Origin of the sequence: Haemophilus parainfluenzae ATCC 33392, assembly GCF_031191205.1 — a bacterium.
GTDB lineage: Bacteria > Pseudomonadota > Gammaproteobacteria > Enterobacterales > Pasteurellaceae > Haemophilus_D > Haemophilus_D parainfluenzae.
Map to the genome: position 1 here is coordinate 627047 of NZ_CP133470.1, position 21056 is coordinate 648102.

At 37.9% G+C, this 21056-nt stretch carries 21 protein-coding genes; 4 read left to right on the top strand and 17 right to left on the bottom strand.

Annotated features, from left to right (window positions below; all coding sequences use genetic code 11):
• Positions 1-14 precede the first annotated feature (14 nt).
• The 8 genes from RDV53_RS03060 to RDV53_RS03095 all read right to left on the bottom strand — a co-directional run bounded on the left by RDV53_RS03060 (position 15) and on the right by RDV53_RS03095 (position 7009).
• A complete protein-coding gene (locus RDV53_RS03060) occupies positions 15-263 on the bottom strand; it encodes a DUF7683 domain-containing protein (RefSeq protein ID WP_005694751.1) in 249 nt (82 codons plus the stop codon).
• Between the two features lie 21 nt (positions 264-284).
• Positions 285-815: an ankyrin repeat domain-containing protein gene (locus tag RDV53_RS03065; protein ID WP_005694753.1), complete on the bottom strand. Its 531-nt coding sequence runs from the start codon at positions 813-815 to the stop codon at positions 285-287.
• Between the two features lie 173 nt (positions 816-988).
• Complete coding sequence (locus RDV53_RS03070; protein ID WP_005694754.1) at positions 989-1300, bottom strand: hypothetical protein; 312 nt, start codon at positions 1298-1300, stop codon at positions 989-991.
• Positions 1301-1453: 153 nt separating this feature from the next.
• The gene (locus RDV53_RS03075) at positions 1454-2398 is read right to left on the bottom strand and encodes an Imm49 family immunity protein (RefSeq protein ID WP_005694757.1); all 945 of its coding nucleotides are present in this window, start codon (positions 2396-2398) and stop codon (positions 1454-1456) included.
• 197 nt (positions 2399-2595) lie between these two features.
• Positions 2596-3099, bottom strand: a complete 504-nt coding sequence (locus RDV53_RS03080) for a contact-dependent growth inhibition system immunity protein (protein ID WP_005694758.1) — start codon at positions 3097-3099, stop codon at positions 2596-2598.
• A gap of 500 nt (positions 3100-3599) precedes the next feature.
• Positions 3600-3848 (bottom strand): hypothetical protein, encoded by a 249-nt coding sequence (locus RDV53_RS03085; RefSeq protein WP_005694759.1) that lies wholly within the window; start codon positions 3846-3848, stop codon positions 3600-3602.
• Between the two features lie 362 nt (positions 3849-4210).
• Positions 4211-4594: a hypothetical protein gene (locus tag RDV53_RS03090; RefSeq protein ID WP_005694761.1), complete on the bottom strand. Its 384-nt coding sequence runs from the start codon at positions 4592-4594 to the stop codon at positions 4211-4213.
• Positions 4595-4696: 102 nt separating this feature from the next.
• The gene (locus RDV53_RS03095; RefSeq protein WP_032822360.1) at positions 4697-7009 is read right to left on the bottom strand and encodes a Tex family protein; all 2313 of its coding nucleotides are present in this window, start codon (positions 7007-7009) and stop codon (positions 4697-4699) included.
• A gap of 105 nt (positions 7010-7114) precedes the next feature.
• On the opposite strand from RDV53_RS03095, the gene greB reads away from it, so the two are divergent.
• A complete protein-coding gene (greB, locus tag RDV53_RS03100) occupies positions 7115-7591 on the top strand; it encodes a transcription elongation factor GreB (RefSeq protein ID WP_005694764.1) in 477 nt (158 codons plus the stop codon).
• A 60-nt stretch (positions 7592-7651) separates the two neighbouring features.
• Here greB and RDV53_RS03105 read toward each other — a convergent pair whose 3' ends face one another.
• From RDV53_RS03105 to trpS, 6 genes are all read right to left on the bottom strand, one after another.
• Positions 7652-10609, bottom strand: a complete 2958-nt coding sequence (locus RDV53_RS03105; protein WP_005694766.1) for an autotransporter domain-containing protein — start codon at positions 10607-10609, stop codon at positions 7652-7654.
• A 309-nt stretch (positions 10610-10918) separates the two neighbouring features.
• Positions 10919-11635 (bottom strand): purine-nucleoside phosphorylase, encoded by a 717-nt coding sequence (gene deoD, locus RDV53_RS03110; protein ID WP_005694768.1) that lies wholly within the window; start codon positions 11633-11635, stop codon positions 10919-10921.
• Positions 11636-11763: 128 nt separating this feature from the next.
• Positions 11764-13011, bottom strand: a complete 1248-nt coding sequence (locus tag RDV53_RS03115; protein ID WP_005694769.1) for a NupC/NupG family nucleoside CNT transporter — start codon at positions 13009-13011, stop codon at positions 11764-11766.
• Positions 13012-13116: 105 nt separating this feature from the next.
• On the bottom strand, positions 13117-13905 hold the full coding sequence (locus RDV53_RS03120) for a 4Fe-4S cluster-binding domain-containing protein (RefSeq protein WP_005694770.1): 789 nt from the start codon (positions 13903-13905) through the stop codon (positions 13117-13119).
• 32 nt (positions 13906-13937) lie between these two features.
• The gene (locus RDV53_RS03125; protein WP_005697358.1) at positions 13938-14228 is read right to left on the bottom strand and encodes a YfcZ/YiiS family protein; all 291 of its coding nucleotides are present in this window, start codon (positions 14226-14228) and stop codon (positions 13938-13940) included.
• Between the two features lie 55 nt (positions 14229-14283).
• Positions 14284-15288, bottom strand: coding sequence for a tryptophan--tRNA ligase (gene trpS / locus RDV53_RS03130; RefSeq protein WP_005694772.1), 1005 nt, complete (start codon positions 15286-15288; stop codon positions 14284-14286).
• A 140-nt stretch (positions 15289-15428) separates the two neighbouring features.
• On the opposite strand from trpS, the gene hflD reads away from it, so the two are divergent.
• Entirely contained in the window at positions 15429-16052 is a 624-nt protein-coding gene (gene hflD, locus RDV53_RS03135) for a high frequency lysogenization protein HflD (protein WP_005694773.1), read from the top strand.
• A 16-nt stretch (positions 16053-16068) separates the two neighbouring features.
• Positions 16069-17436 (top strand): adenylosuccinate lyase, encoded by a 1368-nt coding sequence (gene purB / locus RDV53_RS03140; RefSeq protein WP_005694774.1) that lies wholly within the window; start codon positions 16069-16071, stop codon positions 17434-17436.
• A gap of 102 nt (positions 17437-17538) precedes the next feature.
• Here the strand turns inward: purB and RDV53_RS03145 are convergent, their stop codons facing one another.
• The gene (locus RDV53_RS03145; protein WP_005694775.1) at positions 17539-17952 is read right to left on the bottom strand and encodes a PACE efflux transporter; all 414 of its coding nucleotides are present in this window, start codon (positions 17950-17952) and stop codon (positions 17539-17541) included.
• A gap of 61 nt (positions 17953-18013) precedes the next feature.
• The gene (locus RDV53_RS03150; RefSeq protein WP_032822358.1) at positions 18014-19069 is read right to left on the bottom strand and encodes an extracellular solute-binding protein; all 1056 of its coding nucleotides are present in this window, start codon (positions 19067-19069) and stop codon (positions 18014-18016) included.
• A gap of 158 nt (positions 19070-19227) precedes the next feature.
• Here RDV53_RS03150 and RDV53_RS03155 point away from each other — a divergent pair, with 158 nt between their 5' ends.
• A complete protein-coding gene (locus RDV53_RS03155) occupies positions 19228-20523 on the top strand; it encodes an NAD(P)/FAD-dependent oxidoreductase (RefSeq protein WP_005694779.1) in 1296 nt (431 codons plus the stop codon).
• A 52-nt stretch (positions 20524-20575) separates the two neighbouring features.
• Here RDV53_RS03155 and asnC read toward each other — a convergent pair whose 3' ends face one another.
• A complete protein-coding gene (asnC, locus tag RDV53_RS03160; protein ID WP_005694780.1) occupies positions 20576-21028 on the bottom strand; it encodes a transcriptional regulator AsnC in 453 nt (150 codons plus the stop codon).
• Between the last annotated feature and the right edge of the window lie 28 nt (positions 21029-21056).

Below are 21056 nucleotides of genomic sequence, written 5' to 3' on the forward strand. Positions count from 1 at the left end.
GGTATCTATATATCCTATGATTGATAACAGGCAACATAATATCCAACATCATTGTTATGATATTCATCTATAATATGTTTACCGCCTAGAGAAAGAACTTTTTCCTGAGTCAAAATATATGAAAAAAATGCAAATTCATCATCCTCATCAGGTGAAACTATCTCAATAACTAGATGATCTGGAATTGTTATTTTATAAGAATAAAGCAACTCATCTGTTTCATTACTATATACTTCAATATATCTTCTAACTTTTGGACTCATATCATCTCTAAATATTTAACACTACGAATACCTTTTCATTAATTCATAAATTGGTTTTAATTGAGGCTCATTCTCTGTAGGTTTATAACTTTCAAGAATAGTTTCATCCTCATTTACTAGGTAATGCACATTTGCCCCTTTTTGAAGCATAAGCTCTAAAACATCCAATCTCTCTGGGATATATCCAATCATAGATAAAGGGATTAAACCATCTTGGTTCGGTAAATTAGGATTTGCTCCTGCTTTAAGCAACGCTATCGCCGCCTCAGCATTTTTACTTCGTAATGCATAATGCAAAGGAGTCATTCCGTACATATCTTGCGCATTAATCTCCACTCCATGTTTTATATAAAACTCCACAACCGACAACGGAGCCGCACAAATTAAATTACACTGGTGTAGCCAATTCCATTTATCTGCCGATACATAGTGAATATCTAACTTTTTACTTATAAAGAAAATATCCTCCAGCATTGCGATATTTCCTTCTCCATCTGCTATCGCAACAAGCATCTTATGGTCATCTTTATATTCTTCATATAAATTTGTCATATTAGTTTCCTCTTTTGTGTAAAAACAATTTCATATTCTCTTTAATTTTTTGAATATCACCATTTCCCAGCATTTCATTTCTATGACTTCGATTCACCGAACGATTTTCCAATCTAAACCACTGCGAGATTAGTGTATCACTACAAACATCTCCATTAAGCTACGTTTTGCCTTTACTTATCACAAAATAAATTTATATCGTCAAAAACATCACTTATCGCGCCTAAAAACTGACCACTATTTTTTAATAACTCTAGTTTATTGATAATATCAAAGGAAATTCTTTTATCAATTCTAACTATATGTCCTACTGATATTATTGATGTATATTTTAATTCATCTATTGATGAATCAAGGTTATCTAAAACTATTTTTTCTGCGATATCTCTATCTACTGAATATAGCACAATATTTAAAATAAGATTGCAACAATTCGCCACCGTATCAAGTGTAAAAGAACAATATTTAGGATCCATATATTTCATACTATTTACTTTTTTCCATTAGATTTAAATAACCCTTCTGTTATTAATTTATTTTTCATTTCCTGATTTAAATCATCCCATTTTCTAACATGTCCATGATATATTCCTGAACTCAGGTATGCTTCATCAAATATAACTATTTCTCCTGTAGATTTATCTACCAAATAGCGAAGCCCAAAATCCTTTTTTATTTTCAACTTTCTTTTGCTTCGCTTCTTCCATTCTTTGTTTGACATAATTTACCCAAACTTGATGGGGCGCATCAAAATCAAATAATTTCATAAAATCATAAGGAATTTTATATTCTGCTAATGGATTTATATCAATCAATTCTTTGGGTGCTATAGGACTATCAATACCCAAATCAAAACCGTGGATTGCTGCGATTTTGGCATACATTAAAACTTGCGGTTGCAAATAAAAATCAAAATGTAAAAGTGTATCTTTTGCTGCTCGTTTCGCAAGCTTAAGTTCGAGTAATTTATCTAAAGCCTCTTGCATTCCTTTTATATTTTTATCTGCTAGTGCCACATAAAATTCATGATCGGGAATGCGCTTTAAATCACTACGGGCTTTTTTCTCATCATTTAAGAACGTGAGTGCGCGTTCTTTTAATAATTGCCAATCTCCACTTAACGCCAATAAAGTGTTCGCATTAAAAAAAGGTCTCGTATCAGTTCGTTTATAGGGGACTGAAATATCGACAATTTCATCACGATGTTTGATTAAATAATCAATCAACTTTTGATTATCTGAAAGCAAACTCATAAAAAAGAAATTTGTATTAATTCCGTTGTACGCCCATTGAAAATCATATTCAGACAAAATACCTAAGAAACCCGCAATAGAAGCATTTTCTTTAAATCCTGAAATATCATTTTCTAATAAATGCTTAGAGGCTAATGCGCGGTGATAGTCATCTAATAAACCAATTGAAAAAAACACATCTCCACGAAACTCATCAATTAATTTTATTCTTTGAAATAATACGAGATAAGAATTCTCTGAAAACGAATTAACCCGTTCCCAGGTAAATTTTTTAGCATCACTGTAAGTCTTTGCAATATCGCTGCCTAAAAACACTTGATATTTTTCCATATTGACCTCATATGACTACTTCTTATTAGGAACTCTAACTGGTAATAACACAGCTTTACCATTTGATTTATCTACACCTGCTATAATAGTTGATTCACTTAACATAAGCATCGTTGAAAATACAAAAGTGCGGTCAGTTTTTGAGATATTTTAAAACTCTTTAAAATTAACCGCACTTTACATTTTGAGGAAATATATTACCGATAAATACTCGTACAATACGTCAGGGCTTGTCTTATGGCTTTTCCTAATTCTTCATCCGAAATACTCTTATCATATTTAAATTCTAATGCTGAATTGTCAGGAAGTGAAATTTCTGTACTTCCATCTAAAGAATCTTGATGAAGAGGCGAAATGGTTATATATAAATTATCCTGTTCTAAAGATAAAAAAGACATATCCTTATAGATAGATTTTTTATTTTTGTATCCATAGCGTTTTTTCATCTCTTCCTCAAGTCTTTTTTGTAATCCCTTCATTTTCTCAGAATTAAAAATAGCTTGAAATTCCTGGAGGGATACTTCTCTGCTTTCATCAAGTTTTTCTCTAACCAACTTTCCAAAATATGAATCTGTAATATCAACTTGATTAAAAATAAAATCTTGATCTGGATTTGTCATTCCAATCATCCCTCTAATAATAGAAGTCACTAATAAGAATTCATTATTTACTATAACTGAAACAGTTTTTGGTTTATTCATATCAATTTACCTTATTAACAATAATATTAGTTCCTTTCGATCTAGTATACATTAAAGAATTACCTAATTTACCACTTTGACTTGTTATGCTATCTATAGTGATATTTCTACAGAAAAATGAATGTGAAATTATAAGGTTTACTTAGAATAATCATCTTTGGAAACAAAAGCGCGGTCAAAATCGCTTGTGTTTTTGACCGCACTTTATATAAAAATGTTTAAAATTGCATGCTATTTAATTTTTTAACAGACATAAGTTGTCTTTATTACCTTCGATTATACAATGCAATACCTGCAATAAATACACTAATAATTAACGACGGGATTACAATAAACCTTACGTCGTCAGAATTAATATAAAAAGAAACTTCTAAATTAAAATGAATTAACGCATAAATATCCCAATCATTTCTGTTTACCACTACAATAGACTTTCTGGTTTATTACAAATCAAGTACCAAAATTAGTATTAGTAACATTACCTATATCTTATACTCGATCTAGTAACAATTTAAGCCACTCTCATTAAAAAAAAGCTTCAATAAAATTAACGCTTTTTCCTGATATATATCTTTCCAACCATTCCATACTTCAGGTCTCCCCTCCATTTCCCAATCATCAAGAGCCAAAGCATTTAATATTTCCATATTAAGCCAGCTATCTAAATGACCATAATCATCCTCCATTTTATGAACAAACTCGTTATAGAGAAAAACATGGCTTGTAATATTTAATTCATTATCTTTCATAGGTAATAGAATCAGACGCTGTATTTATCCTATTTCGTCTGCTATATACCTTGCAGACGATGCTATTTGGCTACACGCCATAACTCACTCTGATTTCTTTAGATAAAACACTACTAATGTAACAAAAAGACTCACAGGATACCATTTTAATATAATTAAGATATTAACCTTAGAGAACTCAAAACTAAACTTGTATAAAATAAGGAGATAGACCATTGCTATAATATAAAAAGAAACCAGAAAGATAGAGATAAGCTCTTTTTTTTTCATTATTCATTCCCTTTTTGGATTTAGTCAGATACTTTTTCAAATCTATACATTCCTATCTTGCTCAAATATCAACCGCACTTTTATTTTATCTATTAACTATACTGCTGCCGATACTTTTCTAAATTATCTTGAAAATGCTGAATATAGTATTCGATATCTTTTTCTCGGTAGCCAAGAATTCGGCCGATTTCACGTTCCACTTTTGGATCAAAACCATTCACAGTGCTTGCAGGAAGTAACACTTCCATCTGTTCAGCGAGTGCAAGAGATTGGGGTAAATAGACAATAAAATCGGTTAAGCAAACATCATTTACATGACGTTGCACTGTTTTTGAATGAAGCATTCCTAGCTCAAGATAAGGGAGAAAGGCGTCAGGAATACCGAGTTCCTGATTGAATAATGCCACTTGCTTTTCGCCCCTTAACATTAATTCCAGCTCCTTGCCTTCATGCGGCCCAAGAATACCTTTTTCCATAAGAATATTCCTTTCGTTGAAATAAAAAAGGGGATTGGATGATTGACCAGATCCCCTTCATTGTACGCCTATTTGGCCACAATGTTCATCTAAATGACGAAATTATTTTTTCCAATTTTTCAACGCATCGGCAAAGGCATTACCCATCGCACTATTTCCTCTTTGATTACGATCTTGGCGAGGCGCATTGCTTCTTGGTTTAGCACTTAAAGTGCGGTCAGATTTGCCGTCATTTTTGACCGCACTTTCATCTAATCGCATCGTCAACGCAATACGTTTACGCGGCACATCCACTTCTAAGACTTTCACTTTTACGATATCGCCCGTTTTCACCACTTGATGTGGATCTTCCACGAATTTATCGCTTAATGATGAAATATGTACTAAACCGTCTTGGTGAACACCAATATCCACAAATGCACCGAAGTTGGTCACATTGGTGACGGTACCTTCTAAAATCATACCTGGTTTTAAATCGGTGATTTCTTCCACGCCTTCTGCGAATACTGCAGTTTTAAACTCACCACGCGGATCGCGCCCCGGTTTTTCCAATTCTTTAAAAATATCTTGAACAGTTGGTAAACCAAATTGCTCATCAATGAATTGTTTCGCATCAAGCTGACGTACCACACCAGCATTGCCCATTAAATCTTGAATAGATTGTGCGGTGGCTTGCAAGATTTTTTCGACCACAGGATAAGCTTCTGGGTGGACACCTGAAGTATCAAGTGGATTTTTCCCGCCAGCAATACGCATAAAGCCTGCACATTGCTCAAAGGCTTTTGGCCCTAAACGTGGCACTTTTTTCAATTCTGCACGGCTTTCAAAACGACCATTTTCATCACGATATTCCACAATGTTTTGCGCTAAAGTTTTCGTCATCCCTGCCACACGAGCAAGTAACGGTGCGGATGCTGTATTCAAATCCACACCCACCGCGTTTACACAGTCTTCCACCACTGCATCAAGTTTACGCGCAAGTTGGGTTTGGTTTACATCGTGCTGATATTGCCCTACACCAATGGCTTTCGGTTCGATTTTCACTAATTCTGCCAATGGATCTTGTAAACGGCGTGCAATAGAAACTGCACCACGTAAAGACACATCTAAGTTCGGGAATTCATTTGCGGCAAATTCAGAGGCGGAATAAACCGATGCGCCAGCTTCGCTCACCACAACGGTTTGTGGTTTATTTTCTTTGATTTCTTTAATCACTTCTTTCGCAAAACGTTCAGTTTCACGAGAAGCCGTACCGTTACCAATGGCAATTAATTCCACGTTATGCTTGCGGATTAAGCTGAAAATCGCTACTTGCGCTTCAGCTTCACGCCCTGTGTGTGGATAAATGGTGGTGGTATCTAATAATTTACCTGTGTTATCTACTACGGCGACTTTAACTCCCGTACGTAAGCCTGGGTCCAAGCCCATGGTGCATTTTGCGCCAGCCGGTGCAGCCATTAAAAGTGCGGTCAGATTTCGAGCAAAAACATCAATAGCTTCCTCTTCCGCTTTTTCACGTAAACTTGCCATTAATTCCGTTTCTAAATGCAACGACACTTTGATTTTCCATGTCCACGCAATCACTTGCTCGCGCCATTTATCCGCAGGTTGCCCCGTGAAACGGACATCTAAATAATCACGAATAATCTCTTCACAATAACTTTGGCGACTTCCCTCTTCCGCATCAGGATCCGCATTTAAGCTTAATTGTAAAATGCCCTCATTACGCCCGCGGAACATCGCTAATGCACGGTGAGAAGGCACATTTTTCAATAATTCTTGGTGGTCGAAATAATCTTGGAATTTTGCGCCTTCCGTTTCTTTGCCTTCGATCACTTTGGATACGATAACGGCATTTTTCGCTAAATAATCACGAACTTTCGCTAATAAGCCCGCATCTTCAGCAAAACGCTCCATTAAAATATAGCGTGCACCATCAAGTGCGACTTTAGTATCTGTTACGCCTTTATCAGCATTTACAAATTCAGCGGCTGCCGTTTCAGGATCATTCTTCGGCTCGTTCCAAAGTAAATCAGCCAATGGCTCAAGGCCGGCTTCAATCGCAATTTGCCCTTTCGTGCGACGTTTTGGTTTGTATGGCAAATACAAATCTTCTAATTCGGTTTTACTTTGGGTCGCATGGATTTTATCGCGCAATTCAGCGGTCAATTTCCCTTGCTCTTCAATGGATTTCAAAATGGTTTGACGACGATCTTCTAATTCACGTAAATAAATTAAACGGGTTTCAAAATGACGAAGTTGGGTGTCATCTAAGCCACCTGTGGCTTCTTTACGATAACGGGCGATAAATGGAATGGTGTTGCCATCATCTAGTAATTGAATGGCGGAGAGGATTTGTTGGGGTTGAACGGTTAATTCTGCCGCAATAATTTGGCTAATTTGTTGATTTAACATTGTCATACTTCTTTGTTATTAAAGGATTCGATAAAAACGGGAATAGAATACTGGTTTTAGACAACAGGCTCAAATATAATTCAAAAAAATTCTTTTATTTTTATCATGGCAAAATCAAATTACATTACCCGTCAAGGCTGGCTTGCGCTTGACCAAGAACTTAAATTTTTGTGGAAAGAAGAACGTCCTAAAGTTACCCAAGCGGTTTCAGATGCTGCCGCGCTTGGTGACCGCAGTGAAAACGCAGAATATATTTACGGTAAACGTCGTTTACGTGAAATTGATCGCCGTGTGCGTTTCCTTTCCAAACGATTAGAAGTGCTACAAATCGTGGATTACCATCCGAAACAAGAAGGCAAAGTGTTTTTCGGTGCCTGGGTTGAGCTAGAAGATGAAGAAGGTGAAGTGAAGCAATACCGCCTTGTCGGCTGCGATGAATTCGATCCCGCTAAAAACTGGATCTCCATTGATTCTCCCGTCGCACGTGCCTTGATCGGGAAAGACGTTGATGATGAAATTCATGTGGAGACACCTTCCGGTAAAGTCGTGCTCTATGTGAACCGAATTTGGTATGAAAAATAGCGAAGTAAAAAAACAAAAGAGCGGTCAAAATTGACCGCTCTTTTATCAAGCATTTCTAGATTAGAATGTCATACCAAAACGAATGCCCAAACCTTTTTGACGACCAGCATAGCCTTGTAAGGTTGTATTAAATTGTTTGCCTGCAAGTTTATAATCTACCCCTGCTTCAGCAATGGTTGTACCACCTTTCATTGTTGGTGTTGGCAATGCATAACCTTGGTATTGTGCACGTACGTCTCCATTCCATTCACGCTCATAAGCCACACCAAAGTGCATACCTAAATTGCTTAAATTATGGCTATATTGCACACCCACACGACCACGCTTAGAGCGAACTGATGAGAAATGGTAGGTTTCACCAGAACTTAAATGCGCTTCATCACCAGAAGTATGCGAATAGAAATATTTCACATAGGTATCTAGGGAGTTATTCTCACCTAACTGCCATACTTTACCAAAACCGACATGGCTAGCTAGGTAATTTGCATTGCTCTTATATCTTACACCTGTACCATTTGCATGGACGAAATCATCACTACGATAATCATTCCATACGCGTCCTGCACGTAAACTTACTTGTGCATATAGGCCATTATTCCATAAATAATTGCTAAATACATTTGCACCAAGATTCCAGGCTTTACCTTTACCTTTTGTACCGTCATCTAAATGCGCTGTATAATGACTATAACCATATTCAGCTGCTACACCATATAACCAATTACCCGAAACACTCGGTTTATTCCAGGCATAGCCGGCATCCAATGTAAGCCCTTTCAAGTTAACATAACTACCAGTCGTAATATCACGATCGGCTGTACCTGCTTGAACAAACCCGCTTTCATTTGCACCAACTTGACTTAAATTAGCATCTTGATACAACGAATTCAAACCTCCAGCAAGATAACTTGCTCCATTATTGACTAACGCAGGGGCAACTAAGCGACCTTGTACTAATGATTTAGTTTTTGGATTTACTGCTGTTACTGGTGTTGCATCTGCATTCACCACTGGTTTAGTTGTCGTTTCCGTTGTATTGGTATTTACAACCGGCTTATTTGCTGTTGTGTTGGTATTTACAGCTGGTTTAGTTGCTGTTGTATTAGTATTTACAACTGGTTTAGTTGCTGTTGTATTAGTATTTACAACTGGTTTGGTTGCTGTTGTATTAGTATTTACAACTGGTTTGGTTGCTGTTGTATTAGTATTTACAACTGGTTTGTTTGCTGTTGTATTGGTATTTACAGCCGGTTTAGTTGCTGTTGTGTTAGTATTTACAGCCGGTTTAGTTGCTGTTGTATTGGTATTTACAACTGGTTTAGTTTTTGAATCAGTAACTGGTGTAATTTTTTGTTGATTACTACGTTTAAAGGTAAGATCTAAATTTTTATTATCTGCCGTCAACGCAATACTCGCTAAATCATGTGCTAAGGTAATACCTTGATACACATTCCCTTTACCACTCCAAAATAAACCGTCATTAGCCTTAATCAAATGTACCACATCGCCAGAATGTAAATTAGCATTACCAGGTACATAAGCATTCATCGTTGTATTACCTAACTGAAGATATGACGTAGAAAGATTTAAGACAGTATCGTTATGACGGACATTATCAGGTAAATAGAAATTAATGGTATCAAAATTCAGTACCTCTTCAGCTTTTAGCTTATTCATTTCAATACCTTCTTTGGCTGTCCCCAAATTAAGTACATTACCTTTGGAATGAAAGCTCGTCCCACCTGCAATATTGTTATCCACAGTTCCAGCAAAAAGCGTTACGGTATTATTGCTCGACTCATTTTGAGCTGAGCCACCACCAACACCACCAATATGGAACCCTTTATGTAGTACCACTGTGTTATTGTTCGCCTTTGTTAATGCACTCCCACCAATGATATTTCCTGCTACTTTTGCATTCTCACCTAGCACAACAGTATTATTGTGTGCATTTCCCTCACCAGCAACTGCAGAATAAGCATCACCACCCGTCACAAAATTAGCCACTAAATTTTTACCAACTTGAACAGTGTTCTTAGATACATTACCAGATGAAGAACGTGCGCCATAAATTTCACCCGCTACAGCATCCGTTCCTATTGTTACAGAGTTATTGGTAACGGTTGAACTTTCCCACCCTTCGGCACCACTCACCAATAAGGTATGACTACGATTGCCAATCGTTACACGGTTATCATTTGCAACATTATTTTTACTAAAAACCGCGTTAGCAACACCACCTGAAATCATACCTATTTGAGCATCATCCCCAATATGCACAACATTCGAGTTTGCCTCTTGGCTCATAAAATCAGATTTTACAGAAGCGCTTCCTCCCTCAACAATACCACCAGAGCTAGTAATAGACACTTCACTTCCGACTCTAACTCCGTTACCGATAACGACTTCATTAAAAGAAGAGGTTTTTCCTCCACTACCTCCACTTACCGAAGAAGTGATATAAGAAAGATCACCGATATGCACACTATTACTAGATGCACTTACATTATTCGCTACAGATTTATTATAAGAACCGCCATCACCGCCAATTACACTACCAGCAACCGTCACATTTGTGCCAATACGGACAGCATTAAAATCAGAGGTCGATTCAATCGATGTACCTCCTTTAACATAACCACCATCTCTACCTGTGCCGATTTGAACATTATTACCAATCACCACTTCATTATGATTCGCTTCTTTTTTAGTCGTAAAACCGCCATTAACAGTTGATGTAATATTCGCACCATGCGCTATATTTACACGGTTATTATTCGCTGTACCATTATCGGCAAGTCCACCAAAAACATAACCATCATTTTTTTGATTTAAACCAACTGAAACGGAACAACCATTTGAGTTTTCAGCTTTAACAAGAGAAGTATTTTGACATCCGTAAAGATCACTAGCTTGAGCCGATGTGGAAAACACTCCCATAAGAATACAAGCTAAACCAGTTAATTTAATTTTGAACGCACTCTCGCAGAAAGAAGCATTTGGGTTTCTAATATGCATAGTTCACCTTAAATATAAAATTAATAAGATATCGTTACATAAAGCCAGCTATTAAGTACTACATTCACTGAAATTAAAAACGAATAAAACAAGATAATCACTAAAAATATCCAAGAATACTTTAGTTTATTAGTCAACTTTTGTCAATGTGAAATCAACATAAAGAAATAAAATAGGAGGAGTGAATTTCTATATTATTTTCAAGGAAATAAATTTTAATCACTGTTTTTATGACAGACTTAAAAAATAGGGCTAAACAAAAGAGCGGTCAATTTTGACCGCTCTTTTTTATTCTATAAATCAAACAGATTATGCATTATCACCAATTAATACTGATTCTAACGCAATTTCAATCATATCATTGAAGGTTAATTGACGTTCTTCTGCAGTAGTTTGTTCGTGTGTACGAATATGGTCTGAAACAGTACAGATACAAAGTGCTTTTGCACCATATTCTGCTGCCACGCCATAGATACCCGCTGCTTCCATTTCTACGCCTAAGATGCCGTATTTTTCCATCACATCAAACATTTCGAAATCTGGCGTGTAGAATAGGTCTGCAGAGAAAAGATTCCCTACGCGAACTTGTTTACCTTTTTCTTTTGCTGCTTGAACCGCTGCTTGTGCCATATCAAAATCAGCAATTGCAGCGAAATCGTTATCTTTGAAACGAATACGGTTTACTTTTGAATCAGTACATGCACCAAGGCCGATGATGACATCACGTACTTTAACGTCCATACGTACGGCACCACAAGAACCAACACGGATGATTTTTTTCACGCCGTATTCAGTAATTAATTCTTTCGCATAAATTGAGCAAGATGGGATACCCATACCGTGACCCATAACAGAGATACGACGACCTTTATAGGTACCGGTATAACCCAACATATTGCGAACGTTAGTCACCTCTTTCGCATCCTCTAAGAATGTTTCAGCAATATATTTTGCACGAAGCGGATCGCCTGGCATTAATACAACATCTGCAAATGCGCCTTCAGGAGCGTTAATATGTGGAGTCATTGTTTTTTCCTCTTGTTGATAAATAAAAAGTCATTTAAGCAAACGTTTTCGCCTGCTTTAAAGTACAACACCACGAATGATTCGTGGTGTTGAGAGATAAAGTGCGGTCAAAATTCACCACATTTTAATTACATTGCTACGCCGCTTAACTCGATGAATAAACCTGCGATAGTCGCACTCATTAAGTTAGCTAATGTACCTGCGACAACTGCTTTTAAACCTAAGCGAGCCACATCACCACGACGATTTGGTGCCATACCACCGATACCACCGATTAAGATCGCGATAGAGCTGAAGTTAGCGAAACCACATAATGCGAAAGTAATAATTGCTTTAGTTTTTTCACTTAATACAACTGCTGTATCTGGTTGTAAGTATTTCGCGAACTCTAAGTAACCCACGAATTCATTTACGGCTAATTTCATACCAATCATTTGACCCGCGATTGCAGATTCATCCCAAGATACACCAATTAAGTACGCTAATGGTTTGAAGATCCAACCAAAGATTGATTGTAATGTTAAGTCACCGTAACCGAACCAGCCACCTACGCCACCTAAGATACCGTTAATTAAAGCGATTAAACCCACGAATGCGATTAACATCGCACCTACGTTTAACGCTAATTGCATACCTGCACTCGCACCACCCGCCATTGCTTCAAGCACGTTGGTTGGTTTTTCGCTATCATCCGTTTCAGGTTGTTTATCAGTAAATTGTTCAGTTTGTGGGAATAAAATTTTCGCAAATAATAAACCTGCTGGTGCAGCCATGAAAGATGCCGCGATTAAGTAAGTCAACGGCACGCCCATTCCTGCATAACCCGCCATTACTGAGCCCGCGATAGAAGCTGTACCACCCGCCATAATAGCGAACAATTCAGATTGGGTCATATTTTTAATGTAAGGACGAACTACTAAAGGTGCTTCAGTCTGACCAACGAAGATATTCGCTGCTGCAGACATCGATTCTGCTTTAGATGTACCTAATGCCGCTTGCAATGCACCACCAATCACTTTGATGACCACTTGCATGATGCCTAAGTAGTAAAGCACTGAAATTAAACCAGAGAAAAAGACGATGATTGGTAACACTTTCACCGCAAAGATAAAGCCGGCATTTGAAGGATCTGCTAAGCCACCAAAGACGAAGTTAATCCCTTCATTACCATAAGCGATAACATTTGATACACCATTTGCTGTCGCTTGTAATGCATCACGACCAAACGGCACATACAAAATAAGGGCCGCAAATCCGATTTGGATCGCCAAAGCCCCTAATACAGTACGTAAATTAATCGCCTTACGATTATTTGAAAATAATACGGCAATGACCAGTAATACGACAATGCCTAAAACGCTACCTAAAATACCCATTTTTTTCCCCTAGGTTGGTTAGATAAGTAAGTGAATAAAATTGTCCTATTCTACTTGTTTTTCGGTAAAAAGTCGGAATATTTTTACTATTTTCGGCATGTTTGCTTATAAAATGGTCACAATTTTGGTCAGACCACAAGATTTCGCATAGTTTTCAAGCGCTTGAGTCTGCTCAACGGTTGGGACATAAGGAGTGAGTCCTTCGGCATCTCGTGCACCTTTTGTGTGCATTCGGATAATTTTGAGCAACACATTCGGATAGTCTTTCAATAAGGACGCGACCTTTTCCACCAACTTTTCTGCATCAAAAAAATTCGCCACATAAACTAACCGCACTTCTTCCACTTTATTTAATGGTAATAATTGCGCCAAGTTCTTCAAATTGCGATCTAAGTTTTCTTGCTTGATATGTTGATGAGCGGGGATGATGTTTTTCGGGACAATGCCTTGGCGATTTTGTCTATCAAAGCACAAACTCTGTAAGCCAAGTCCTTCTCCTTTCAAATCAAAGAGAAATTTGTCCGTGACATCAATTAAAGGACGAATTGCGTCAAATTCAAAGAAACCACTGCTATCCAAATAGCAAGTTAGCCCTTCCTCACGTAGTTTTTGAAACAATGGGACAAGCTTTTTATGATGAATAGTAGGTTCCCCGCCAGAAACCGTTACACCACGAATGAACGGTACCGCATCCATCGCTTGCTCATACAAATACTGCAAACTGACTTGATGAGCCCCTTCCGCATAACGCGGAATGGTTTCTGGATTGTGGCAATAAAGGCAGTTTAACTTACAACCTTGTAAGAAAATACTGGTACGATTCCCCTGCCCTTCTACATTAGAAAAAGGAATAATACGATGCAGGGGGACATAAATATCAGAAAGTGCGGTCACAAATAGCGTTTTTTTCTAGAGTAAGTTATCACTTACACAAGCTTCATTTGGAAAATCACTAATTCCGCTTGGCAGCAGAATGTGAAAACCGCTTTAAGTACATATCCCTCTTCAACCTGTTGAATTTCAGATTGAATTTGGCAAGGTTCACTTTCTACATCACGTGCTTTTAATGTGAAATATTCCAATGCGCCTTCTGCATCTTGACGAGTCGCATAAAACTGTTCGATAGGTAAACTACAATCACTGTTATCAAACAATGATTTCATATCGAAAGTATTACAACCTACGCATTCAATTGGTTTTTCAGTTTGAATGGCCATCTTTTTCTCCTTATCTAAAAAAGCCGTGATATAACACGGCTTATTAAGTTTAAAATTATTTTGCAGCAACAAAGCCCACGGCTTCGTACACTTTGGCAAGGGTTTCTTTCGCTCTTGCACGGGCTTTTTCTGCACCTTGACGCAAAATCTCGTCTAAAAGTGCTTCATCATTACGATATTGATAAAAACGTTCTTGTAACCCCGCAAGTAAATTTGACACTTCATCAGCAACGGCTGTTTTTAAGTGTCCATACATTTTGCCTTCAAATTCTTTTTCAAGTTCTGCCACAGATTTATCCGTTACCGCAGAAAGAATATCTAATAAGTTAGACACACCCGCTTTGTTTTTCACATCATAACGTACAACAGGTGGTTCATCAGAGTCTGTTACCGCACGTTTGATTTTTTTCGCCACCGATTTTGGATCTTCAAGCAAGGTCACCACGTTATTACGGTTATCATCGGATTTAGACATTTTTTTGTCAGGATCTTGCAAAGACATAATACGCGCGCCCGCTTTACCTAAGAAGATTTCAGGAATAGTGAAAATATCACCATAAAGGGCATTAAAACGAGCGGCAATATCACGGGTGATTTCTAAATGTTGTTTTTGGTCATCCCCTACCGGCACGCTTTTCGCTTGGTAAAGTAAGATATCTGCTGCCATTAAAACCGGATAATCAAATAAACCCACGTTAATATTTTCGGCATAACGTGCTGATTTATCTTTAAATTGAGTCATACGGCTCATCTCACCAAAATAGGTGTAACAGTTTAATACCCAGCTTAGTTGAGTATGCTCAGGTACATGAGATTGCACGAAGATCGTGCTTTTATTCGGATCAATGCCACAAGCCAAGTAAAGGGCGAGCACATCAAGGGTTGCCTTGCGAAGTGCTACAGGATCTTGACGTACAGTGATGGCATGTAAATCCACCACACAGAAAATACACTCATAATCTTCTTGCATTTTCACCCAGTTGCGAAGTGCACCTAAATAATTCCCGATAGTTAATTCGCCGGAAGGCTGCACGCCACTGAATACAATTGGTTTTGTCATTGGTTATCCTTTTATTCTGTAAACTGAATTGACGCTATGATAACAAAAGATAGGGCGTTTTTTAATGATTGAGTTCAAAACAATGTGTAAAAATGCTATATTACGCCAAAAATTTCTGCAGCTCACAATTTATAATCCCAATGAAAAATTATAATGATATGGCTCTGGCACTTGCCGGTGTTTGTCAATCAGTCTTATTAATCAGTCAATTAGCTCAAAAAGGCGAAGTTGATAACCAAGATGCATTCCAAACGACCATTCATTCTCTTCTCATTACTCAACCCGAAGATACATTAGCCGTATTTGGCGGTGATGTTCAACATCTTAAAGTGGGATTAAACACGCTTATCGAGCAACTCACCCAATTAAATGACAAAAATTTATTAAATTATTGGGGCAGCTTGTTAGCGTTAGAGAGCAAATTAAACAAACAACCTGAAATCAAACAAGAACTTGGCCGCCGTATTGCCCGTTTACCGGAACAACTTGCTTATCACGACAATCAATTTGATGATGAGATGTTTTCTATCATGGCAAACATTTATGTCGATACGATTAGTCCTTTAGGTAAACGCATTCATATTATTGGTTCGGCATATCATTTACAGCAACAAAGTGTGCAAGACAAAATCCGTGCGTGTTTACTTGCCGGCATTCGTTCCGCCGTTTTGTGGCGTCAAGTCGGCGGCAGCAAATGGCAACTGTTATTTCATCGTAAAAAATTAGTGCAAGCGGCACGACAACTCTACTTAACTTTAAATTAATCCTTGGAGAACTCTTATGCAACTTTCCGCATTAACCGCTCTTTCCCCGATTGACGGTCGTTATCAAGATAAAGCCACCGCATTGCGTGGTATTTTCAGTGAATTTGGCTTGCTCAAATTCCGTGTCACCGTGGAAGTACGTTGGTTACAAAAATTGGCGGCGACCGCTGAAATCCAAGAAGTTTCTTCTTTGTCTAAAGAAGCAAACGATTACCTTAATAAAATTGTGGAAAAATTCAGTCTTCAAGATGCTGAACGTATCAAAGAAATTGAGCGCACCACAAATCATGACGTAAAAGCAGTTGAGTATTTCTTAAAAGAAAAAAGTGAGGCCTTACCAGAATTAGCCAAAGTCTCTGAATTTATTCACTTTGCGTGTACATCAGAAGACATTAACAACCTTTCTCATGCCTTAATGTTAAAAACGGCGCGTGAAGAAGTAATCTTACCGGAATGGCAAAAACTGATTGATGAAATCACTCGTTTAGCAAACGAATACAAAACCATCCCATTACTCTCTCGTACACACGGCCAGCCTGCCTCACCAAGTACTGTGGGTAAAGAAATGGCAAACGTGGTTTACCGTTTAAAACGCCAATTCAAACAGCTCCAACAAAATGAAATCTTGGGTAAAATCAACGGCGCCGTAGGTAACTACAATGCGCATTTATCGGCTTATCCAAATATCAACTGGCACAAATTCAGCGAAGAGTTTGTCACCTCATTAGGTTTAGATTGGAACCCATACACTACGCAAATTGAACCACATGATTACATTGCTGAATACTTTGATACCGTGGTACGTTTTAATACCATCATCATCGACTTCGATCGTGATTTATGGGGTTACATTGCGTTAAATCACTTTAAACAACGCACTATCGCGGGTGAAATTGGTTCATCTACCATGCCGCATAAAGTAAATCCTATCGACTTCGAAAACTCAGAAGGTAACTTAGGTTTAGCCAATGCTGTGATGACTCACCTAGGTCAAAAATTACCAATTTCTCGCTGGCAACGTGACTTAACCGACTCCACTGTATTACGTAACTTAGGTGTGGGTTTAGGTTATTGCTTAATTGCGTATGCCGCAACGCGTAAAGGTATCAGCAAATTAGAAGTGAACGAACAACATCTCCGTGATGAACTCAACCAAAACTGGGAAGTTTTAGCTGAGCCAATCCAAACCGTGATGCGTCGCTATGGTATTGAAAAACCATACGAAAAATTAAAAGAGCTCACTCGTGGTAAACGCGTTGATGAAAAAGCAATGCGTGAATTCATCGAAAAACTGGCTATCCCAGCCGATGAAAAAGCCCGTTTACAACAACTCACTCCTGCAACCTATATTGGTGCAGCTATTGAGTTAGTAGAAAAACTTTAAGAAATAAAAGGGCGTTTTATAATGCCCTTAAAAAATCAAAGTGCGGTCAAAAACATCTTATATTTTGACCGCACTTTTTTATTTCTTCTCTTACCTATTGCATCATTCATGCTTAATAAACAGCAATCGTGCGTGATCATACACCCAATTAAAAATAAAGGTATAAACGGTCACCATCACCGTTAAGCTGAAATCCATCATAAAAGCTGTAATCCAATCCACTTTTAAAAAGTAAGCAATGATCGGCATGGTGAAAATAAGCAAACCGCCCTCAAATGAAATGGCATGTAAAGTACGAAATATGACGCCTCGCTTTTCTCTCGGCCCCGTAAACACTTTATCAAGAAAATAATTAAAAACGAGATTCCATAGCATGGCGGTTAAGGAAACCAATACCATGGATCCAAAGAGAATAGAAACACTTTCTTCTGTAAAGAAATACAAAGCGAAAACAGAAAGCAACACAACCGTGGTTTCAAACAAGATTGCGTGAAAAAGTCGCTCAAGAAAACTCATTTGTCATCCTTTACAAAGCAAAAGTGCGGTCAAACTCACCGCACTTTTTATCAATATTTGATTAATTGGTTTTTAATTTATTCCAATATTTTTCGTAAATGTCTACTGCTTCCCCCACATCGCCTTGCATAATGCCTTTTTCAATGTTTTCAGCAGATGGGAACAAGGTTGGGTTATTCGCCATTTCAGGTGAAAGTAACGCTTTCACGCCTTCATTTGGCATTGAGAAGCCCATTTTTTCAACCACTAATTTCGCATTTTCAGGACGAAGTAAGAAGTCGATAAATTTATAAGCGCCCTCTGTATTTTTCGCACCTTTTGGAATCGCGTAGTTATCCATCCAGAAAATCGCGCCTTCTTTTGGATACACAAATTGGATACTTGGATTTTCTTTGTGTGCTAAATAAGCCGAACCATTCCATAACATACCGATAGAAGCTTCACCTTGAACAAACGGCACTTCTGGCGAGTCAGAGTTAAAAGTCACCACATTTGGTAACAATTTCACTAAGCGCTCGTAAGCCGCTTTAATGTCTTCTTCATTCGTGGTATTTGGTGATTTTCCATCTAAAAGTAATGCAATATGGAACACTTCTCGCGCATCACTGGTTAATAATACTTTACCTTTATATTCTGGATTCCAGAAATCAGCCCAACTCGTAATTTTGCTTGGGTCAATATCATCCGCATTCACACCGATACCGGTTAAGCCATAAACGTAAGGCAGAGAATATTTGTTATTTGGGTCAAATTCCTTGTTTAATAAATTTGCTGGAATTTGGTTAAAATTACTTAATTTGCTGTGATCAAGCTCTTGTAACATGCCTTCTTTCGCCATTTTATTAACGTAATAGCTTGATGGGAAAACTAAATCATAACCACTACCTGTACTAGAGGTCAGCTTCAATTTAGCATACATTTCTTCATTACTTTCAAATGTTGAATAAATCACTTCAATGCCGGTTTCTTTGGTAAATTCCGCAACCAAATTAGATGGCACATAGTCAGTCCAGTTATAAACATAAAGTTTTTCAGCAGCAAATGCCGCAGAGGTTGCGACGAATGCGACGGCAGACAGACAAAGAGATTTAATGTATTGAACAGCATTTTTTTTCAATTTATTGACCTCCTCAGGACAATCAAAATAAACCTTAAGTAATCGTTTACCTATGTAAACTTGAGGAGTATAGCACCTTTTTTGCAAAAGGTTTGACATATTTTCCCATCAGGGTAAGATTTCGCCTATCTCTATTTTATGTTAATCAGTCATCAACTATGCTCGAATTTGCTCATCAAGAACACGTCAAATCTTATTATCTCGACAGTCGAAATCAAACCTTTGAACTGCCGCCGCTCACTCAGCAAGAAGAAGCAGATGTTTGTGTCATCGGTGCGGGTTTCTTTGGCTTATCTGCTGCCCTTGAATTAGCAGAAAAAGGCAAAAAAGTGATTGTGCTAGAAGGCGCGCGAGTCGGATTTGGTGCATCTGGTAGAAGTGGCGGTCAAGCCATCAACGGTTTTGAAGAAGGCATTGATGAATATATTGCTCAAGTAGGCTTTGATAAAGCGAAGCAACTTTGGGATATGTCGCTAGAGGCCATTGATATTATTGATGAGCGCATTGCGAAATATGGCATTCAATGCGATTGGAAAAAAGGTTATGCCACATTGGCGTTAAATGAACGTCGTATGGACGATCTCATTGAAATGGAAAAAGCCAGCCACGCGACTTTTGGCTATGACAAAATGCAACTTTGGGATAAAGCCAAACTGAAACAACATCTAGGCAGTGATATTTATGTAGGCGGTTTATACGATAGCAACTCAGGCCACTTACACCCATTAAACTATTGCTTAGGTTTAGCAAAAGCCTGCTTAGATTTGGGCGTGCAGATTTACGAACAATCTCCTGTTGTGGATTTAGTAGAAAAATCAGGCTGCATTGAAGTCAAAACCGATAAAAGTGCGGTCATTTCTCAAGACGTTATTTTAGCTACCAATGCTTATATTGATGCACTACCGAAATCCATTCATCACGGCATTAATCGTAAAATCTTACCGGTTGAGAGCTTTATTATTGCGACCGAGCCCTTAGATCAAGCCACTGCTGATTCCGTGATCAACAATGGTATGTCTGTTTGCGATAACAATATCTTACTTGATTACTATCGTTTGAGTGCGGATAACCGTTTGTTATTTGGTAGCGATTCAAGCTCCGAAAAAGATATGGTGCAAATTATGCGCCGCAATATGCTGCATGTCTTCCCACAATTAGAAAATGTCAAAATTGATTATGGTTGGGCAGGACCGATTGATATGACAATGAACGCTAGCCCACATTTCGGTCGTATCTCGCCGCATATTTATTTTGCGCAGGGCTATTCTGGTCATGGTGTCGCACTAACCGGGCTTGCGGGACGTATTATTGCAGAAGCGATTTTAGGTAATGATGAACGTTTGAGAATTTTTGAAGGGTTGAAAGTGCCTTCATTTTACGGTGGAAAATACCTCAAAAACTTAGCCACCAAGATCGGCGTACTCTATTACAAATTCCTCGATCGTTATCGTTAATCAAAAAAAGCAAAGGCGTGTTTAATACACGCCTTTATTGTTTCGGTGACATTTAAGGTTTAATGTCTCGTAAAATTGGATTTTGCATGGAGATCAAAGTTTCCGTCGATTGAATTTCATCAATTAACTGGATCTTAGTCGCCAGCACAGAATGTAATTCAGCAATCGTGTGTGTCATTACTTTAATAAAAATAGAATAATTCCCTGTGGTGTAATACGCCTCTACCACTTCATCGAAAGTTTCGAGCTTTTTAATCACTTTTTCGTAATCTTTTGCGCTTTTCAAAATAATACCAATAAAGCAGCACACATCATAACCCAGCTTACGCTCATCAATAATCGCTTTTGTGCCTTCAATCAAACCAGACTGGCGCATTTTCTCTACGCGAACATGAATCGTACCTGGGCTCACCCCAAAGTTTTTGGCCATTTCAGCATAAGGTGTACGGGCATCTTTAGTCAGTACACGGAGAATTTGTCGATCAAGTGTATCGATATTGTTCATAAAACACTCCTTATTAGATCTTTTCCAA

Excerpts from the sequence above, each read along its gene's own strand:
- RDV53_RS03060 (WP_005694751.1), bottom strand. The coding sequence starts at position 263 with ATGAGTCCAAAAGTTAGAAGATATATTGAAGTATATAGTAATGAAACA.
- RDV53_RS03065 (WP_005694753.1), bottom strand. The coding sequence starts at position 815 with ATGACAAATTTATATGAAGAATATAAAGATGACCATAAGATGCTTGTT.
- RDV53_RS03070 (WP_005694754.1), bottom strand. The coding sequence starts at position 1,300 with ATGAAATATATGGATCCTAAATATTGTTCTTTTACACTTGATACGGTG.
- RDV53_RS03075 (WP_005694757.1), bottom strand. The coding sequence starts at position 2,398 with ATGGAAAAATATCAAGTGTTTTTAGGCAGCGATATTGCAAAGACTTAC.
- RDV53_RS03080 (WP_005694758.1), bottom strand. The coding sequence starts at position 3,099 with ATGAATAAACCAAAAACTGTTTCAGTTATAGTAAATAATGAATTCTTA.
- RDV53_RS03085 (WP_005694759.1), bottom strand. The coding sequence starts at position 3,848 with ATGAAAGATAATGAATTAAATATTACAAGCCATGTTTTTCTCTATAAC.
- RDV53_RS03090 (WP_005694761.1), bottom strand. The coding sequence starts at position 4,594 with ATGGAAAAAGGTATTCTTGGGCCGCATGAAGGCAAGGAGCTGGAATTA.
- RDV53_RS03095 (WP_032822360.1), bottom strand. The coding sequence starts at position 7,009 with ATGTTAAATCAACAAATTAGCCAAATTATTGCGGCAGAATTAACCGTT.
- greB (WP_005694764.1), top strand. The coding sequence starts at position 7,115 with ATGGCAAAATCAAATTACATTACCCGTCAAGGCTGGCTTGCGCTTGAC.
- RDV53_RS03105 (WP_005694766.1), bottom strand. The coding sequence starts at position 10,609 with ATGCATATTAGAAACCCAAATGCTTCTTTCTGCGAGAGTGCGTTCAAA.
- deoD (WP_005694768.1), bottom strand. The coding sequence starts at position 11,635 with ATGACTCCACATATTAACGCTCCTGAAGGCGCATTTGCAGATGTTGTA.
- RDV53_RS03115 (WP_005694769.1), bottom strand. The coding sequence starts at position 13,011 with ATGGGTATTTTAGGTAGCGTTTTAGGCATTGTCGTATTACTGGTCATT.
- RDV53_RS03125 (WP_005697358.1), bottom strand. The coding sequence starts at position 14,228 with ATGGCCATTCAAACTGAAAAACCAATTGAATGCGTAGGTTGTAATACT.
- trpS (WP_005694772.1), bottom strand. The coding sequence starts at position 15,288 with ATGACAAAACCAATTGTATTCAGTGGCGTGCAGCCTTCCGGCGAATTA.
- hflD (WP_005694773.1), top strand. The coding sequence starts at position 15,429 with ATGAAAAATTATAATGATATGGCTCTGGCACTTGCCGGTGTTTGTCAA.
- purB (WP_005694774.1), top strand. The coding sequence starts at position 16,069 with ATGCAACTTTCCGCATTAACCGCTCTTTCCCCGATTGACGGTCGTTAT.
- RDV53_RS03145 (WP_005694775.1), bottom strand. The coding sequence starts at position 17,952 with ATGAGTTTTCTTGAGCGACTTTTTCACGCAATCTTGTTTGAAACCACG.
- RDV53_RS03155 (WP_005694779.1), top strand. The coding sequence starts at position 19,228 with ATGCTCGAATTTGCTCATCAAGAACACGTCAAATCTTATTATCTCGAC.
- asnC (WP_005694780.1), bottom strand. The coding sequence starts at position 21,028 with ATGAACAATATCGATACACTTGATCGACAAATTCTCCGTGTACTGACT.